The organism is Leuconostoc sp. XM4, from assembly GCF_055698815.1.
On record NZ_CP134507.1, the window covers coordinates 1,721,884 to 1,739,502 of the forward strand.

Sequence of the window (17,619 nt, forward strand, 5' to 3'; positions counted from 1 at the left end):
ATCCTTTATTAACTAATTATTATAACTCTTGTTGGAAATCCATTGGTGTATAAAGTTTCAATAGTTTACTAAACACAAATTGTGCAATGAATCCTGCAATGATGGGAATAACCAACCATGCCAGAACTGCAATCGCTGGATTAATGAAGTGATTCATAACTGTTGAAGGTACAGTAGGATCTTTGACCATTGATTGAATTGGTGATACCAATCCAATATAACCAAATCCAGCTGTTGTTGGTGTTCCTTGGATATTAAACAACGCAACTGGAATACCAGAAATCGCGGCTGCTAACAAGAATGATAGCATTGTCACCGGCTTTGCAAAGACTGATGGCATCATACCTTTCATGGCACCTAATGCAATAGCAACTGTTACACCTGGCTTATTGACTTTCCATGAATTAATCAAAAGCACAATGGTTGTAGCAACAACACCCATGGCAGCCGCACCAGATCCAATTCCTGATAGACTAATTGCCAAAGCAATTCCAACAGTTGAAACTGGTGTAATAATGATAATGGCAAAAGCCATTGCAATTAACATTGCCATAGGTATAGGTGCTAATTTAGTAAATGTTTCAACTAATTGACCAATCCAAGTAGTAACATCCCCGACATAAGGCGCAATCATTTTACCGACCAAACCAACGCCACCACCAACAAGGATAGGACTTAAAATAATAGCAACTGATCCAAATCCTTTTAGGTAGCGGGCAACAAGCCAAGTAACGAAAACCGCAATAGCGGAAACGATCATTGCATTGATCACATCACCAGCACCAGATGCTATATAAACGTTAGCAGGTGCTACAGAGTTGAGGCCAGTCACTGGATTAAGCCACCCCTTGGGTGCGACGGCCCACTTGATTGATCCAGAAGCTACGGCTGTCGCTATCGCAACAACACCAACATCTAAGCTCTTCATTTTGAACTGTAAAGCAACCGCCATACCAATCAAAAATGGAATCAATGATGTGAATAACGTTAAAATAGCACTCAAATTAGCGCCAAATGCCGTAGTACCCAGACCTGAATACTGAATGATGTACTTCATAACAGCTGATGGCAAAACACCAATTAAAATACCTTGCGCTGAACCTGACAAAACCTTAAAAAAGAAATCTTTCAAACGTAAATCAGTTTGACCACTAAACTCAACGGGGGCATTTTCTTTCGCTTTACGTGCATATTCTTCATTACGCAAATCCTGCGATTCTTTGGCAGACCACTTCTCGCCTTCTGCTTTGATAGACATACTATCATTTCCTCTTTTCAATTCATATTTGTGACACATCCCTCACTGCGCCACACTCTCTCCCAAAACTACGATACTATAATCAAAATTGTTTGATTATTCTTTCACAAACCCCTCGGATAAAAAATTCCCAAACACTGAATCTGGGAATTCCATCATATTAATATTCAACAGCAATAGCTGGCTTCTCACCCTTGGCGAAAGCAACTGCTGCATCAAATGATTGGTGAACCATTTCTAGAACAGCTTTAGTTGTATAGAAAGCCGTGTGTGGCGTAACCAATACATTTTCACGTGCAATCAAGTCAGCAATCTTAGCATCTGGGAATTCTTTACCAGACCAATCTTCATTGAACAAGCCAACTTCATTTTCATAAACGTCCATACCGAAGTCTGAAATCTTACCAGAATTCAAACCATCAATAATAGCGTCAATGTCCATCAAATTACCACGCGCAGCGTTCATGATAACCACACCATCCTTCATCTTAGCAATAGCATCTGCATTGATTAGATGATGGTTTTCAGGTACACCAGGAACATACAATGAAATTGCATCAGCTTGTGCATATAATTCGTCTAATGTGTCAACGTACAAACCTTCTGCTTGTAATTCAGCATTTGGGTACTTGTCATAAGCAATAACCTTGGCCCCAAAGCCTTTCAAAATGTTAATAGCAACACGGCCAATATGACCTGTACCAATAACACCAACTGTTTGCATACGCATTTCACGTCCAATTGTTGGTGCCCAACGCAAGTCGTGCTTAGCAATTTTGGCATCCAATGCTTTCGTGCGACGTAGCAAACGAGATAATTGAATCATTGAGTGTTCTGCAATAGCATTTGGTGAATAAACAGGAACATTTGAAATGTTAAAGTTAAATTCACGTGCTGCATCAAAATCAATGTTATCTGTACCAACGTTACGCAATGACAAGTTAGTAACACCAACGTTAGCTAAAGCTGTCAATGTTTCACGTGTATAGTCCAATTGTTGATAAACAACAGCTGAATCTGATCCCTCAGCCAACTTAGCTGTTTCAGGTGTCAATAATTCTTGTGTGTAGTCCACTTCAATCTCTGGGTTAGCCGCTTTCCATTCTTCAAGTGATGGCTTTTCATCATCACGAATGCCGTAAGCAAAAATCTTCATAAGATCCTCCAAAATTTTATTTCATCTATAATTGTACCCTATTTCACGAGCTAACGCACGCGATTAAGCCCATATAATGCATAGATTTCAGAAAAAATTTCACCCCTTACAAATGACAGTCGTTAAGCAAATGTAACCCATTCCATTTTCTTTACTTTAATCACTAATTAAAGCACTTTCTACTAACTATAACAATATGCCTACTAATAAAGTAACCAGCATCCCCATAAAAACGACAACTAAATTTTTAATAGCTAAAATGAATGTCTCTTTTTTGACAGGATGATTCACGAATGCACGTGCATTTTTGATAATAATCGGTAGTAAAATTAATAAAGTATAAGAAGTTGTTGGCAACCAGCCAACTAGTGTCACGAGTATAATTTCAACAAAAGCTAAAATTGCCCAAAAGACATATATTTTTTTCGCATTTTTAATGCCTATGTAGTGAACTAACGTATGTCGATCATTTGCTTGATCCTCATCATAATCAGCAATGTTATTAGCAAACATAATCTCTGCAATAAAAATAGTCAATGGTAAACTGACAATAAACCATTGAAACAGTACATTCCCTGTCGGCACCATGCGTGTGTTTACATATACTTGAGCCACGAAAATAAAATAGCCCATTGTTATTCCAGATACAATTTCACCAAATGGTGTATTTGTGATCGGTTTTGGTCCGGCAGAATAAAAATAACCAATTAAAAAACTAACAATTCCAATAATCCAAGTTATATAATCCGTTCGTAAAGCGACAATAACTCCTGCAAGCACTGCTATCAATGCCAGGCCTTCTGCAACATGCAATACTTGTTTATCAGTAATTGCTTCAACATCATCAGACTCCCTCAAAAAAGAGTTCTCTTTTTGGCGTTTATTATCCTCATAACGATTGAAAGTATTAACGGCTAAATGTACTGCAACCGTCGCAATAATTAACAATAGTGTATTCACCCAATTAACACGAGCATACTGCCACTGGCTATATGCTAAACCAACCAATAGTGGTGCAATACTCGGTACAACAACCCGAATCTCCACCAAGTCTAAAAACTGCTTATATGTCATCATTTTATAAATCCTCTGACATTTATTGTATCAGAAAACAAAAAACGACACCGCATCGTGTCGTTACAATAAATGTTAACTTTTGAATTAGTGTGTACTATCACTTACTTTCATACGGTGTTAAGCGAACTTTTCCGTCGATGTACTCGCCAACGAATATGTCATTAATACTGTCATAACCTTGATTTTGTACAATATCAGTTAACCATGACTCATCACGATCAATGATGTCCAATACATCCATGTTGATTTGCCCATCAAATATAATAGGATATTTCATATTCTCCTCACCGGCTAAGATTACTGTCAGCTGTCCATTTATTTCAAGCACAGCTCTTTTAACTTGAGACAAATCATAGACACTTTGTGATCGCAATTTAAACATTAAATCATTCGCTGATAAGCCAGAAGACAGGACGTTTTTGATGTTCACTTTTCCTCGTTCAATGACAACCTTAGGCTGACCATCAATTAATAGTTTAACGTAACGATTATGTTCTTTTAAAAACTTGAATGTCATTACTAACATTGTCCAAATAATCAATACAATCGTAAATTGAAAAACTGTGATGGTGTCTGAGTAAATAACTGCGCCAATAATACCACCCAAAACATAATTTTGAACCTGATCTAACGCGTTTGTCGGTGCTAAGTTGCCCTTTCCCATAACATTAATCTGAATTATTAAAGCTACCAACCCAATTGCTAGCTTAGTTAATATGGGTAGATAAATACTCATTTGACCACCTTCACTTTCGAGTTAATTAGGTATGCACGTGTCAGGCTATAAGACTGTTGATCAGCACTAATTGTGAGCCGATAGAACTTTTTGTCCATTTTTACTAACATACCATCACTCACTGTTGTCGAATTAAAATATAATTTATCTTTAGAAACACCTTGCGTTTTGGCAAACTTAGTTACAAAAGCAGCCATTTGTGTCTTCTGATCGTCCTGCGATTTAGCTTGCTGATAATCTGTATATCGTGCACCAGCTAGGAATAAAAAAAGCAACAACGCTATAATGCTTAATTCGCGATAGCGAGTTTGCAAACGATTTCTAACTGAAGCCACCGCACCGACTGCCATCAAAACAAAAACAACAACCATTAAATATTTACCAATAGTGTCGTTTATATTTGTTTGTTTTATTAAATAGTCAACGGAATAAAAATTCATCTCAAAATACCTCGTTAATTATCATACCATATCTCTAAAAAGCCATTGAATCGAATTCACAATGCTTGAAGCAACTATCAAAAAGCGATATATTATTTATATTATACTCATATAAATAAAAGGAGCTGCTATCTTGTCAACAGAAATTACAAATCAACAAATTAAAGATTTTCGTACAGCAACAGACGATAAACACAACAACATTATTCGTCGAGCTGTTACCAAAAATGGTATTCACAGCGCGAGTTTTGACCAAGAGATTGCAAATATTAACACACCAATATTCTCAATTGATCTAGACACTGGAAAAGTTGCTAACCAAAAGCAATCGGGGCGTTGCTGGATGTTTGCCGCCTTAAACACGATGCGCCATGATATTAAAGATAGGTTTCACATTAGTGATGAATTTCAACTTTCCCAAAGCTACACGTTGTTCTGGGACAAGTTTGAAAAAGCCAATTATTTTTATGAAAATGTTCTCAAAACGGCAACTGAGCCTCTTGACTCACGTCGCGTTGCCTTCTTATTGACTACGCCTCAACAAGACGGTGGACAGTGGGACATGATTGTCTCTATCATTGAAAAATACGGTCTGGTGCCACAAAGCATTTATCCTGAATCAAAAGCTTCTTCTGCCACTACAGAACTCAACAACACGCTCAATACGCTTCTAAGACACGATGCAACTGTCCTGCGTGGGCTAGTGGCCCAGCAAGCCTCAAAAGACAAGATCTCTAATGCACGCAATGAAATGTTAGCTAACGTCTACCGCTTGTTGTCACTAACTTTGGGTGAGCCACCTGTTCAATTCGACTTTGAATACCGAGATGAGCTGCACAACTTCCACGTTGAACGTCAATTAACACCACAGGATTATTACCAAAAATTTGTTAGTTGGGACTTAGATGAGTATATTTCTGTCATTAACGCACCAACTGCTGACAAACCATTTGATGCCACTTATAATGTTAACATGTTGGGTAATGTTGTTGGTGGGCGTGACGTCAAACACCTTAATGTGGATATCAACAAAATGAAAGCATTCGCCATTTCACAACTCAAAGATGGTCAAAGTGTCTGGTTTGGTGTAGATATGGGTCCTCAAGTTGATCGAGAGAGTGGTCTCATGGCCAGCGGTATTTTTGCTTCCGATGATTTATTTAACGTTGACTCAACGATGACCAAAGCACAGCGTCTTGACTACGGCGAAAGTCTAATGACACACGCAATGGTCTTGACAGGTGTAGATTTAGATGAAAATGACCAACCAACAAAGTGGAAAGTCGAGAATTCTTGGGGCGAGAAAGTTGGTAAGAAAGGCTACTTCACAATGTCAGACGATTGGATGAGCGAATATGCTTATCAAATTGTTGTCAAGAAGGAATATCTAAGCTCAGAACTAGTCAATATTTATGATAATTCAAAGCCAACATTGTTGTCTCCATGGGATCCAATGGGTGCATTAGCTTAGAAAAAGATGAGGCGTCAATTTAAATATGACTCTAAAAGAACAGCTTCTTCAGATTAAACAAAATAGCCCTTCGATTATTTCTAACAAACTACTTTTTGAAATGGTTGAAAACATTGGCTCGTTAGATTCTGAATTACGAGACACACTCATCTACAGTCTCTTTTCTGACTGGACTACAACTGGGAAGTTATCAGTAAATCAAGAACAAAAGGTGTCGAGTTTCTTGCTTGATAACAGTTATCTATTACAAAATATCGATAATAAAAACGATAAACTAAGTATCTTTACTCGTAGCTTTGCAGCACTTTTTCTAGCCTCACTATCATACCGTCATAATAATCATTCATTTTTATCTCAAAGTCAACAACGTCAGATTATTGAACAAAGTATTGATTATATTCAGAACGAACATGATTTTCGTGGTCTAACAAATGATGGTTGGGCTCATGGCATTGCCCATATTGCAGATTTGCTCGATGAAGTTGTTGATTTCACTACTTTTACACACAATGACAGCATCCTTGTCATTAACGCCATCAAAAATATTTTACACAATTCATTTCTATTCACAGCTGATGAACCTGGTCGAATGGTCGTTCCAGTTCTGCATTTGATTAATAAAAATATAATATCCGATGATGAGCTTAATAATTGGATTACTTTGCTTAATGACCTCAAAGTTGATAACTTCAATGCTTATAGTAATGTTTCACTTTTCATGATCAAGTTACAAGCACATTTATTAATAGCGTACCCAGATTCGAATAAATTAGTTTCGTTAGTCAATTGCACAATTAAACAAAATTACCAGCGTTTCAAATATATATAACCAAATTCTTTAAAAAATAAGGAATACAAAAAGACCAATCTATTACAAGATCGGTCTTTTAATTTTACTAATAATATTACATCATACCTGGCATACCACCTTGTGGCATAGCGGCTGGTGCATCATCTTTTGGCTCTTCAGCAACGACAGCTTCTGTTGTCAACAACAATGCTGAAACAGAGGCGGCATTTTGCAATGCTGAACGTGTTACCTTAGTAGGGTCCACAATACCAGCGGCAATCATGTCTACCCACTCATCAGTAGCAGCGTTGTAACCAAATCCTTCTTTTTGTTCCTTCAACTTGTTAACAATCACTGATCCTTCTAAGCCAGCATTTTCAGCGATTTGACGAACAGGTGATTCCAATGCTTTAATAACAGTATTGATACCAGTTTGAACGTCGCCTTCTTCTGACAAAGCTGAAACAGCAGCAATAACATTCACCAAGGCTGTACCACCACCGGCAACGAAACCTTCTTCGACAGCAGCACGCGTTGCATTCAAAGCATCTTCAATGCGGTACTTACGTTCTTTCAATTCAGTTTCTGTGGCTGCACCAACGTTAATAACAGCGACACCACCAGCCAACTTTGCAAGACGTTCTTGCAACTTTTCACGATCAAAATCAGAAGTTGTTTCAGCAATTTGTTGCTTGATTGTGTCAACACGAGATGCGACAGCACCCTTATCACCTGAACCTTCAACAATTGTTGTGTTATCCTTTGTGATGTTAATCTTTGAAGCTTGACCAAGTTGATCAATTGTAACATCCTTCAAATTCAAACCAAGATCTTCAGTAATTACTGTACCGCCAGTTAAGATAGCGATATCTTCCAATTGTGCCTTACGACGATCACCAAATCCTGGTGCCTTAACCGCAACAACATTGAATGTACCACGCATCTTGTTCAAAACTAATGTTGGCAAGGCTTCACCGGTAATATCATCAGCAATGATCAACAAAGCACGTCCTTGTTCAACAACACTTTGCAATACTGGCAAAATATCTTGAATGTTACCAATCTTCTTATCAGTAATCAAGATGTATGGATTATCTAGGTTAGCTTCCATTTTGTCATTGTCAGTCACCATGTATTGTGACATGTAACCACGATCGAATTGCATACCCTCAACAACATCAAGTGTTGTTTCGATACCCTTTGATTCTTCAATGGTGATCACACCGTCATTACCAACTTTATCCATTGCTTCAGCAATCAATTCACCAACTTCTTCATTGGCGGCTGAAATTGATGCAATTTGAGCAATTTCATCTTTAGTATTAACTGTGTGTGACATTTCATGCAGCTTTGCAACGGCTGCTGCAGTTGCTTTTTCAATGCCTGTTCGAATCCCAACTGGGTTGGCACCAGCAGTCACGTTCTTCAAACCTTCACCGACAATTGCTTGAGTCAAAACAGTAGCGGTTGTTGTACCATCACCTGCGATATCATTTGTCTTTGAAGCAACTTCAGCGACAAGCTTAGCGCCCATATTTTCAAAATGGTCTTCTAGTTCAATTGCTTTAGCAATTGTTACACCATCATTGGTAATGGTTGGTGCACCATATGATTGTTCCAAAACAACATTACGACCCTTTGGTCCAATAGTCGTTTTAACTGTATCAGCTAACTTGTCAACACCGGCCTTCATCTTTGCACGTGCATCTTCTGAAAACTTTAATTCTTTAGCCATGATTTAAATATCTCCTTTGATTTGATAATTATTCGACAACTGCAACTATGTCTTTTTCGTGCAATGCTAAGTAATCTTGCCCTTCAAATGACACTTCTTGTCCTGCATACTTATCAAACAAGACTTCATCACCGACTTTAACTGTCAAATCACGGACTGTGCCATCATTTAAGACATAACCCGTACCCGCAGCTACAACTTTACCAGTAACAGGCTTGTCCTTGGCATTACTTGCCAAAACAATCCCACCGACAGTTTCTTCTGCAGCTTCCGTTACTTCAATAATCACACGATCACCCAATGGCTTCAACATGGATTCATACCTCCGAGATTTTCTTTTTTAGCACTCTTTAAACATGAGTGCTAATTACAATTTTAAGTATAACACTATCATCAAAAATGTCAACAAAAAAGACGTGATCTAGTTGTCACGTCATCAAAGAAAAGTCCCTCCATGCGCCTCAGAAATATCATAAGCGATCGTAAAAGCCTCCGGATCAACTTGATGAATGCCACGCAAAAAATGATTATACTCATGATTATCAAGGACCACCATCAACATTTCACGTCCATCACCCATATAACCGCCACGAACATCCATAATTGTGAAGCCCTTGTCACCATCGAGCAAATATTTTTTCAAATCATCAATGCGATCATTTGTTGTAATGTAGACCATTTTACGACGATCCAAACCAGTTTCGATATAGTTCATCACAACCGCAGTAATAACTAATGAAAAAAGCGCCAAAATCAGTGCTTCTAACCCTTGCGTTACCAAGTTCCCTAACGAAACAACTGTATCAATTGCCAGCAGAGATAAAGCTGGTGAAATGCGAAAATACTTCTTAAAAATCATCGGAGGCACTGCAGTTCCACCACTAGAAGCATCAATTCGATAAAGCAATGCTACACCAACAGCAAAAATACTACCACCAACAAGCACCGCAAAGGTTCGATCTTGTAAAACTTGAAAACTTGGTGTAACTTTCAATAACACCGGCAAAACAATACTGCCAAAAGCAATTCGCGCTGTGGTACCACGATCCAAAAAAACAGCTGCCAAAACAATCATAATCAAATTGACGATCAACACAGTAGCTGCTCGATCAAAACCCACCAATTCGTTAATTAAAATAGCCAATCCAGTTGCGCCACCAGCAGCAACTTTTGCCGGTGCATAAAAAAAGTTAATGCTGATTGCTACGATTTCGAGTGCCATTACAATAACAATATAACGTAGTGCTTGATAGTTTTTAAGTATTTTCATTTAATATCCTCATTGTTTGTGGCATTCATTTATTTGCGTTTGAATCGTGACCGAATAGTATCCCATAAGGATGCAGTTCGTAATATTTTGTCGTTTCCTAGATGCTCACGCATCACTTTAAGTAAACTGCCCGACGACTTAGCAGAAAAATCTAAATCAATTTTATCTGTTTTAATTTTAAATCGGCGACTAACTCGATTCCCTGTGACGTGTACGTAGACAGCGCTTATGTTTTTCCAAGGAATTTGAATATAATCTTCAACATTATTATCATTAAAGAACTCGAACGCCTGATCTCCTACTAAAATCTTACCATACTTCGCCCCAATACCTAGATAAGAAATGCCTTGCGTTGTATATTCTGCTTTTGCGTTTAAAGACTGTACCATGAATATGTTCCCCTATTATTTTCTATGTACCATTAAAAGTGCTTGCCAGATTGACAAGCACTTTTAACATGAATGCTATTACATTATGTTTAAGGCATGCATTACGATACCAAAGATAAAGATACCAATAATCATAACGATTGGTGATACTTTTTTCTTCAACAACCACATTGCCAAGAATGTCAGTAAGAGTCCCATCAACCCAGGAATCAAACTGTCTAAGTTACTCTGTAACGTATTAGGGGCTAACTTTGTCAATGATAATCCGGAAGCTTGCTCACCTAAGATCTTCTGCAACTGTGCGCCGGTAACATTCCCATTCGGGAAATTAATGTAGGCACCCTTTGCCAACTTCTTTGCTGGCAGTTCAAGAATAAATTTGATCGATACCCAGCGCTCAACCAAGACAGCCAAGATGAACATACCAAGTATTGAAGCACCCTTTGTAATGTCCTTCAATAACCCACCAGACAAATCTTGCGTAATGGCACTTCCAGCTTTATAACCAAATTCTTGTGTATACCACAAGAATGCCATACGAATAATGTTCCAAAGAACAAAGAATAAAATTGGTCCCAGAATATTACCACTAATTGCCAATGATGCACCCAGTGCACCCAGAATTGGTCGAATTGTGAACCAAAAGACCGGATCACCAATACCTGCCAAAGGACCCATCATACCAATCTTAACACCCTGAATAGCAGTATCATCAATTGGCGCACCATTGGCACGTTCTTCTTCCAAAGCTAATGTCACACCAAGAATAGGTGAAGCAACATAAGGATGCGTATTGAAGAATTCCAAATGGCGCTGCAAGGCTAGCGCACGATCTTCTTTTGACTTATACAATTTTTTGATCGCAGGAATCATGGAATAAGCCCATCCAACGTTTTGCATACGTTCGTAGTTCCAAGAACCTTGGAGGAATTGTGAACGCCATGCAACTGACATACGATCTCTTTTAGTTAATTCAATTTTTCTTTCAGCCATCATCTTGCCCCTTTCTAGTACTTGTTCAAAATGTCGCCGACTGGATCACTACCACCGCCGCTATTTGAACCGTTACTGTTACCACCCATTTTTGACAAGTTGATGTAGATCAAAGCAAGTGCAACACCAATTGCTCCTAACGCGATCAACGTTAGTTCACTAACAGCTGCTAACGCAAAACCAATAGCGAAGAATGGCCATACTTCACGAGTTGCCATCATGTTAATAACTAATGCATAACCAACGGCGACAACCATACCACCACCTATAGCCATGCCACCAGTTAACCATTCTGGCATAGATGTCAAAGCTGCTCTCACTGCCGCAGCAGGTACAGCAATTAAAATAGCAGCAGGTACAGCTATACGTAGACCTTGTAGTACAAGTGCAAATAGATGCAAGCGTTCAATAGTACCAATTTTTCCTTCTTTAGCAGCAGCATCAGCTCCGTGAGTCAATCCAACCGCAACAGTACGAACAAGCATTGTCAGGAACAAACCAGCAACAGCCAAAGGAATAGCTGAAGCTACGGCTACTGAGATTCCTGTACTAGAGAAATCGCCACCTTTAACCATAATGATTGAGGAAGCTACTGAGGCCAAGGCCACATCAGGGGCAACAGCCGCACCAATATTAGCCCAACCTAAGGCGATCATTTGCAATGTACCACCTAAAATTATACCCGCTGTCAGATGACCAGTTACTAAACCAATTAGCGTGGCTGAAACTAGCGGTTGATGAATTTGAAATTCATCCAGAATACCTTCCATACCTGCAAAGAAGGCAATGATTACGACTAAAACTATCGCAATAACAGACATATTAGACACCTTTCTTAATTAAACATTTTACATGTCAAATTATTTAACATTTGCTTTCTTGATTAAATCAAACAAGTTAGCCTTACTATCATTAGGCACTTTTCGAACATCAAATTCAACGCCTAAGTCGCGTAACTTTTCAAAAGCGGCAACATCATTTTTATCCATAGACAAAACTTTGTTGACCATTGTTTTTCCTTCTGAATGTGCCATTGAACCAACATTCAATGACTTAATCGGTACGCCACCTTCTACAGCAGTTAACACATCTTCAACCGTTTCAAACAGCAGGAATGCGTCAACACCACCAAAGCGATCGTCCTTAGCCACCTCAATCATTTTACTGATTGGTACAATATTTGCGCGCACATTGTTAGGCGCAGCTTGTTGGATCAAGCTCTTACGCAGCTCATCCTTGGCCACCGCATCTGAAACAACAATAATACGATTTGCTTTTGAATCAGGTGTCCAAGCCGTGGCCACTTGCCCATGAAGTAAACGTGTGTCCAAACGGGCTAACTTAATATTGATGTGTCCTTCCTTTAAGCCAACAATTTTTTCGGAGGTTTTAGCTTCCGTTTCTTCTTTGGCTTCTGGAACTGACTTCACACCATCCTTAGCAACAGGAACCAAATACGTAGCCAATCCAGCGGCTGTATCTTGGCTCAAACGGCCAGCATAGGCTTCAATTAACATTGGTAAATTCAACCCTGCAATGATAGCCATTTTTTCTGGATTTTGCTTCTGAATTAAACTAGCGCGGTTAAATGGTGATCCTCCCCACAAATCAACTAAAAATAGGATTTGATCATCATTATTAAACTTCGCCAATGCCTCCTGGTAATGCTTATCTAAATCGTCTGGCCCTTCGTTAGGCAAAAATGTAACAACTTCAACATTTTCTTGTTCACCGAAAATCATTGAACCTGACATCAGTATGCCTTTAGCAAAGTCTCCATGACTGGCAATAATTAGATTAACCATCCGGTTATCTCCTTCTCATTAAAATACTTACTATATGATTATAACGGAACAAAACAGTTTTGTAAACGCTTTCAAGTAAGTTTTTTGTTACCGTTTACATATTTAATTATAATCCTAGTTTACCAAAAAGTACAAGCTTTCACTTTTTCTTACATACCTTGTATTTTCTTTTCATAAAATAGTTTTTCAAAAGGTAAATTGTGATGAAAACTAATGAAATAATAACTTACAATCTAGCGACATTTTCTAAATTCATCTCACAAATACGTCTTTATTTGTTGTTGTAGGTGTGACAAAACTGCGTATGAGTGTCATATCACCATTTAATCGGTAGTTTTTTGCATCACTCAAAACTATAAAACTATCACCTTTTTTGATTTGATCGGCATCAATAAAACCGGACCCTTCGATCACCGTAAACAGTTCATAATGGTGAGTTAGTTCAAACAATGATGGACCGCGAACCAACAACTTATCTATGGTAAATTTTGTTGCTACTACTAAACGTTCAATGACAGTTTGGTCAACAATCGTGGTATCTTGAATTAAGGTAGGATCTACATGAGGTACAGTAGTGACTGCTAAGGCCTCTTCAATTTGAAGCGGACGCTTTTCTTTTGTGGCGGCATCAATTCGATCAAAGTCGTAGAATCGATAAGTTGTATCAGAACTCTGTTGTATCTCAAGAGCAATAATACCAGCCCCTAAAGCGTGAAATGTACCAGAAGCGACATAAAAGAAATCTCCCTTCTGCACTGGAATTGTGCGTAATAACTTGTCCCATTCTTTTTGATCAACCATCTTTTTAAGTTCATCTCGTGTTTTCGCATGATGACCATAATATATTTTAGAACCTGGCTTTGCATCTAAAATATACCAACTTTCTGTTTTGCCAAATTTTTCGTGAGACTGTTTATCATTCGGATGAACCTGAATTGATAGATTTTCATGGGCATCCAAAATTTTCACTAATAGTGGAAATGCTTCATCACGTCCATGACCACCAAACAATTCTGGATGATCTTGCCAAACTCGACTCAATCCTTGACCTGCTAATTTCCCGTTAATTACAGTAGATTGTCCATTGCTATGGGCAGCAATTGTCCAAGCCTCCCCAGTGTGATCACTCGGGATTTTATAATTAAAGTCTTCCAAGGCGTTTCCACCCCACATCTTTTCATGTAACTCTGCTTGTAAATGTAATATTGTCATAATGTAATCGCTTTCATTTTTATTCAAAAAAATTTTATTTTAGGTTAAATCCTTTATCTTTAGCATACTGCGTCAATAATGGTGTTGTTTTTCGTTCACGAGTTAACATTCGGGCATTGTTTTCTGTCCAAGAACGTTCAATACCTCGATTCGCATAGTATTCAACCATCACTTTATTATACGCGGAAACTGCCTCTTCTAGCTGTACTTGATTATAGCGATCTTTCATCAAAAATCCGCTTTCACCAAGTTTTGGCTTAATACCAGGATTATCCGCCGGATGACCAATTGAAAAGCCCATCACTGCTTTCACATAGCGTGGCAAGTTGAGATGCTCTTCGTAAATTTCAAAGGCCCCTAATGCACCAGCCATGGTCACACTACCTAATCCCAGCGATTCAGCAGCGACTTGAGCCCGTCCAAGAGCAATGCCGGCACTCACAATACCACCTTCAAGTAATGCATAGCTCTGTATGTTCTCTTCTGCCTGGCGGCGCTGCTCATTGTTTAAGCCTATTAAATCTTTATTGTAGTCAACTGTTACAACAAAGTATCTTGCCGCAGTTTCAATATATTTCATGCCTACCTTAGTGGTAATATCAGCTTTTATATCTTGTGATGTAATTTCTATAAAAGTTACTGGTTGGTAATTATTCATATTAGGCCCAGCAGTTGCCGCACGAATAATTTCTGAAACCTGTTGATCAGAGACCATTTCATCTGTAAAGGAACGTATGGACATATGTTGATTAAGCACATCTAAGGTTGGGTTAGACATAGTAAAATCCTTTCATGAAACCAAATAATATTCATAACTAGATAGTACCATAAAATTATGATAAAATAATAAAATATTAATTGGAGAAATTTATGCAATTCGGGAAGTTTCGATTAGGATTACGTACATTAAAGACTGCTCTAGCCGTTATGCTAATCATCACGTCATTTTATTTTTTTAATCGTCCGCCTTTTGTTGCGTGTTTAGCGGCAGTTTTTGCACTGCGAGAAAGTTGGGATAAAACGCTCAACTTTGCCAAAGTGCGGTTGATTTCTAACACAGTCGGTGGTGCTTTTGCGCTATTTTATTTCATTGTTCACCAACAAACACATCAAGCTGCCTGGGTTTCCATGATTCTTTTACCTCTACTTGTTATTGTTGTAATTGTTTTATTAGATGGCTTCAACTACAATAGTGGTGTTATTGGGGCAATGGCTGCCCTATTAATGATTTCATTAAACATTCCAGCTGGTGCAACCATAGTTTATGTCATTGATCGTATCATTGATACTTTCATCGGCGTGGTCATAGCAATCGCGATTAACCGATTCTGGTCACCAAAAAAAGCGACGTGAGCCGCTTTTTTAAATACCTAAATATTGCTCAATTGTCTTCAAAACGCCATCGTTTGTGTTCACATCGACGGCTTTTTTAGTTACTCTTTGTTGCATAAACGGCTCCGCATTAGGCATCACGAACCCATTTTCGTATTTAGTCAGCATCTCTAAATCATTGCCATTATCGCCAAACACCATTACTTCACTATCTAAAACATTGTAGTAATCTTGCAAAACTTGTAGTCCGGCTGCCTTATCCACACCTTTTCCTAAAACATCAACAGAGCCAAATCCTGACCCAGTTGCATGCAATTCATTGCCAAAAATATTTCTCAGCGCAGACACATGTTGATGCACTTCATTATTTGGCCACACAAAAGTAATACCCAAAATGTGATCATCAACTTGCATTAATTTTTCAACTTGCTTGACGTTGGGATAAAATTGAAAAACCATTTCCGCGACTTGACCTGTCGCATGGTTAGACACATATGTTCCTTTATCACCTGTCATGATAATAATGTTTTCCGCTGACTCCGGATTTTTAGCATTCCAGTCAATGACCTTTTCTAATTGATTAGCTGACAAATGTACTGAATACAATTGTTGTTCAAATGTTGATACAACTGCACCATTGGAACCAACAAAATCCATTTCAAAGCCATTATTAATTGTTGGGGCAAACAATTGTTGTAGATTTTTAACTTGACGCCCTGAAGCCGCAACAAAACGCATATCGCGTGTCTCCATAACTGATAAAACGCGTTCAAATCTAGCTTGACTATATTCATCATTTGCCGTTAAAAACGTGCCATCCATGTCCGACGCAATTAATTTAATTGACATTACTTGTCTCCTACTCGTAAATACTATCTTTCAATTGTACCAAAAAAGCGCCGTTAAGCGCTAATTTCATTCAAATTGTTTAAGATATTCTTGATAACCAGATTCATCAATTACCCAATCTAGTTCACCAATGTACTCAGCATGGGGATCATGGTAAGCAAATTCATGCTTAAATTTGTATAATCCATCTGAATTATCAAATTCACCAATGCCACCAAAATCGTACTCAACTTTGCCTAATTCAAGTCCCCATTTGAGCATTTCGTATTGGATAGCAGCAGGCGCATTATGCTTTCCAAATTCACGATATGAACCAGCGTACATGTACCAAATCTCATCGCCATAAGAGAATCCAAGGCCACTGGCAATAACTTGATCTTCATAATGCGCTAGATAAACACGGAATAATCCCGTACCAGCCCATAATTTTTGCATTCGTAAGAAATAGTCAATTGGTCGATGGGTAATGCCATGGCTCTTCGCCATCGACACATATGTATCAAACAATGCGCGAATGTCTTCTTCACTATCACCACTTGTAACAGTAACCCCGTCACGAAAAGCACGACGAATATCATTTCTGACTTTCGGCTTAAAATGAAGCATTAACTCATCTTCATTTGTAATGGGCTTAGCCCCTTCACCGCGACCATCATAGTACAAAACAACATTCTTACGTGGTTGAATGTTCCCATGCATATGCTTAACTTGTTTATTTCTTGTTTTAAATCCAGCATCAAGATACTTTTGATTTAATGCATCAGAATATGACACCTCAGGATCCATACGTACCAAAAATACATTATCTGGCAAAGCCGTCAATGCTTCATTAATCATTGACTTAATCAAGTCAATGTCCTCAACATCAGCTACTGGCCCTCGGCCAACATAAGCTAATAGTTTTCCTGGTACTGCTTCGACGGTTAAAATAGACATAGCGGCATCAATTTTTCCGTCAGTTTCGTGGTAAACATAAATGTGTCCCCAGTTAGATTTCAACTCTCCCCACAATGGATCTTGTGTTACTTGTCCACGGGGATTTTCACGAACGAATTGCTGATAATCAGTTACTTTTTTGGAATCATCTAAATTTAAAATAGTCATGT

Annotated in this window: 19 protein-coding genes; 3 read left to right on the forward strand and 16 right to left on the reverse strand. The window is 38.4% G+C overall.

Going from position 1 to position 17,619, the window contains the following annotated elements:
- Positions 1-19 precede the first annotated feature (19 nt).
- From RHP64_RS08715 to RHP64_RS08735, 5 genes are all read right to left on the reverse strand, one after another.
- Complete coding sequence (locus RHP64_RS08715; protein WP_011680356.1) at positions 20-1,258, reverse strand: PTS sugar transporter subunit IIC; 1,239 nt, start codon at positions 1,256-1,258, stop codon at positions 20-22.
- 160 nt (positions 1,259-1,418) lie between these two features.
- A complete protein-coding gene (locus RHP64_RS08720; protein ID WP_011680357.1) occupies positions 1,419-2,414 on the reverse strand; it encodes a D-2-hydroxyacid dehydrogenase in 996 nt (331 codons plus the stop codon).
- Positions 2,415-2,600: 186 nt separating this feature from the next.
- Entirely contained in the window at positions 2,601-3,488 is an 888-nt protein-coding gene (locus RHP64_RS08725; protein ID WP_025268464.1) for a prenyltransferase, read from the reverse strand.
- A 100-nt stretch (positions 3,489-3,588) separates the two neighbouring features.
- The gene (locus RHP64_RS08730; RefSeq protein WP_011680358.1) at positions 3,589-4,227 is read right to left on the reverse strand and encodes a DUF421 domain-containing protein; all 639 of its coding nucleotides are present in this window, start codon (positions 4,225-4,227) and stop codon (positions 3,589-3,591) included.
- Positions 4,224-4,667 carry a DUF3290 domain-containing protein gene (locus RHP64_RS08735; RefSeq protein WP_011680359.1) on the reverse strand — a complete coding sequence of 148 codons (444 nt, stop codon included), beginning with the start codon at positions 4,665-4,667 and terminating at the stop codon, positions 4,224-4,226. The genes RHP64_RS08730 and RHP64_RS08735 overlap by 4 nt, the downstream gene beginning before the upstream one ends.
- Positions 4,668-4,800: 133 nt before the next feature.
- Here RHP64_RS08735 and RHP64_RS08740 point away from each other — a divergent pair, with 133 nt between their 5' ends.
- Together RHP64_RS08740 and RHP64_RS08745 are read left to right on the forward strand one after the other, a co-directional pair.
- Positions 4,801-6,138 (forward strand): C1 family peptidase, encoded by a 1,338-nt coding sequence (locus RHP64_RS08740; protein ID WP_025268465.1) that lies wholly within the window; start codon positions 4,801-4,803, stop codon positions 6,136-6,138.
- A 25-nt stretch (positions 6,139-6,163) separates the two neighbouring features.
- Positions 6,164-6,967, forward strand: a complete 804-nt coding sequence (locus RHP64_RS08745; RefSeq protein ID WP_011680361.1) for a DUF2785 domain-containing protein — start codon at positions 6,164-6,166, stop codon at positions 6,965-6,967.
- Between the two features lie 76 nt (positions 6,968-7,043).
- On the opposite strand, the gene groL is transcribed toward RHP64_RS08745, so the two are convergent.
- The 9 genes from groL to RHP64_RS08790 form a co-directional block, all read right to left on the reverse strand.
- Entirely contained in the window at positions 7,044-8,663 is a 1,620-nt protein-coding gene (gene groL / locus RHP64_RS08750; RefSeq protein WP_011680362.1) for a chaperonin GroEL, read from the reverse strand.
- A 28-nt stretch (positions 8,664-8,691) separates the two neighbouring features.
- Positions 8,692-8,976, reverse strand: a complete 285-nt coding sequence (gene groES, locus RHP64_RS08755) for a co-chaperone GroES (RefSeq protein WP_002815782.1) — start codon at positions 8,974-8,976, stop codon at positions 8,692-8,694.
- Positions 8,977-9,099: 123 nt separating this feature from the next.
- Positions 9,100-9,933, reverse strand: coding sequence for a YitT family protein (locus tag RHP64_RS08760; RefSeq protein ID WP_011680363.1), 834 nt, complete (start codon positions 9,931-9,933; stop codon positions 9,100-9,102).
- A gap of 29 nt (positions 9,934-9,962) precedes the next feature.
- Complete coding sequence (locus tag RHP64_RS08765) at positions 9,963-10,322, reverse strand: DUF956 family protein (protein WP_010294620.1); 360 nt, start codon at positions 10,320-10,322, stop codon at positions 9,963-9,965.
- Positions 10,323-10,400: 78 nt separating this feature from the next.
- Positions 10,401-11,315, reverse strand: a complete 915-nt coding sequence (locus RHP64_RS08770; RefSeq protein WP_011680364.1) for a PTS system mannose/fructose/sorbose family transporter subunit IID — start codon at positions 11,313-11,315, stop codon at positions 10,401-10,403.
- Between the two features lie 14 nt (positions 11,316-11,329).
- Positions 11,330-12,136 carry a PTS mannose/fructose/sorbose transporter subunit IIC gene (locus tag RHP64_RS08775; RefSeq protein ID WP_025268467.1) on the reverse strand — a complete coding sequence of 269 codons (807 nt, stop codon included), beginning with the start codon at positions 12,134-12,136 and terminating at the stop codon, positions 11,330-11,332.
- A gap of 39 nt (positions 12,137-12,175) precedes the next feature.
- The gene (locus RHP64_RS08780) at positions 12,176-13,120 is read right to left on the reverse strand and encodes a mannose/fructose/sorbose PTS transporter subunit IIA (RefSeq protein WP_025268468.1); all 945 of its coding nucleotides are present in this window, start codon (positions 13,118-13,120) and stop codon (positions 12,176-12,178) included.
- 252 nt (positions 13,121-13,372) lie between these two features.
- Positions 13,373-14,332 (reverse strand): type I phosphomannose isomerase catalytic subunit, encoded by a 960-nt coding sequence (locus tag RHP64_RS08785; RefSeq protein ID WP_011680367.1) that lies wholly within the window; start codon positions 14,330-14,332, stop codon positions 13,373-13,375.
- 34 nt (positions 14,333-14,366) lie between these two features.
- The gene (locus RHP64_RS08790; protein ID WP_014325098.1) at positions 14,367-15,110 is read right to left on the reverse strand and encodes a nitroreductase family protein; all 744 of its coding nucleotides are present in this window, start codon (positions 15,108-15,110) and stop codon (positions 14,367-14,369) included.
- A 92-nt stretch (positions 15,111-15,202) separates the two neighbouring features.
- Between RHP64_RS08790 and RHP64_RS08795 the strand changes: the two genes are divergently transcribed.
- Positions 15,203-15,685 carry an FUSC family protein gene (locus RHP64_RS08795; protein WP_011680369.1) on the forward strand — a complete coding sequence of 161 codons (483 nt, stop codon included), beginning with the start codon at positions 15,203-15,205 and terminating at the stop codon, positions 15,683-15,685.
- Between the two features lie 9 nt (positions 15,686-15,694).
- On the opposite strand, the gene RHP64_RS08800 is transcribed toward RHP64_RS08795, so the two are convergent.
- Together RHP64_RS08800 and RHP64_RS08805 are read right to left on the reverse strand one after the other, a co-directional pair.
- Positions 15,695-16,513 carry an HAD-IIB family hydrolase gene (locus RHP64_RS08800; RefSeq protein WP_025268469.1) on the reverse strand — a complete coding sequence of 273 codons (819 nt, stop codon included), beginning with the start codon at positions 16,511-16,513 and terminating at the stop codon, positions 15,695-15,697.
- A 66-nt stretch (positions 16,514-16,579) separates the two neighbouring features.
- The gene (locus RHP64_RS08805) at positions 16,580-17,617 is read right to left on the reverse strand and encodes a lipid II:glycine glycyltransferase FemX (protein ID WP_025268470.1); all 1,038 of its coding nucleotides are present in this window, start codon (positions 17,615-17,617) and stop codon (positions 16,580-16,582) included.
- Positions 17,618-17,619: the final 2 nt, after the last annotated feature.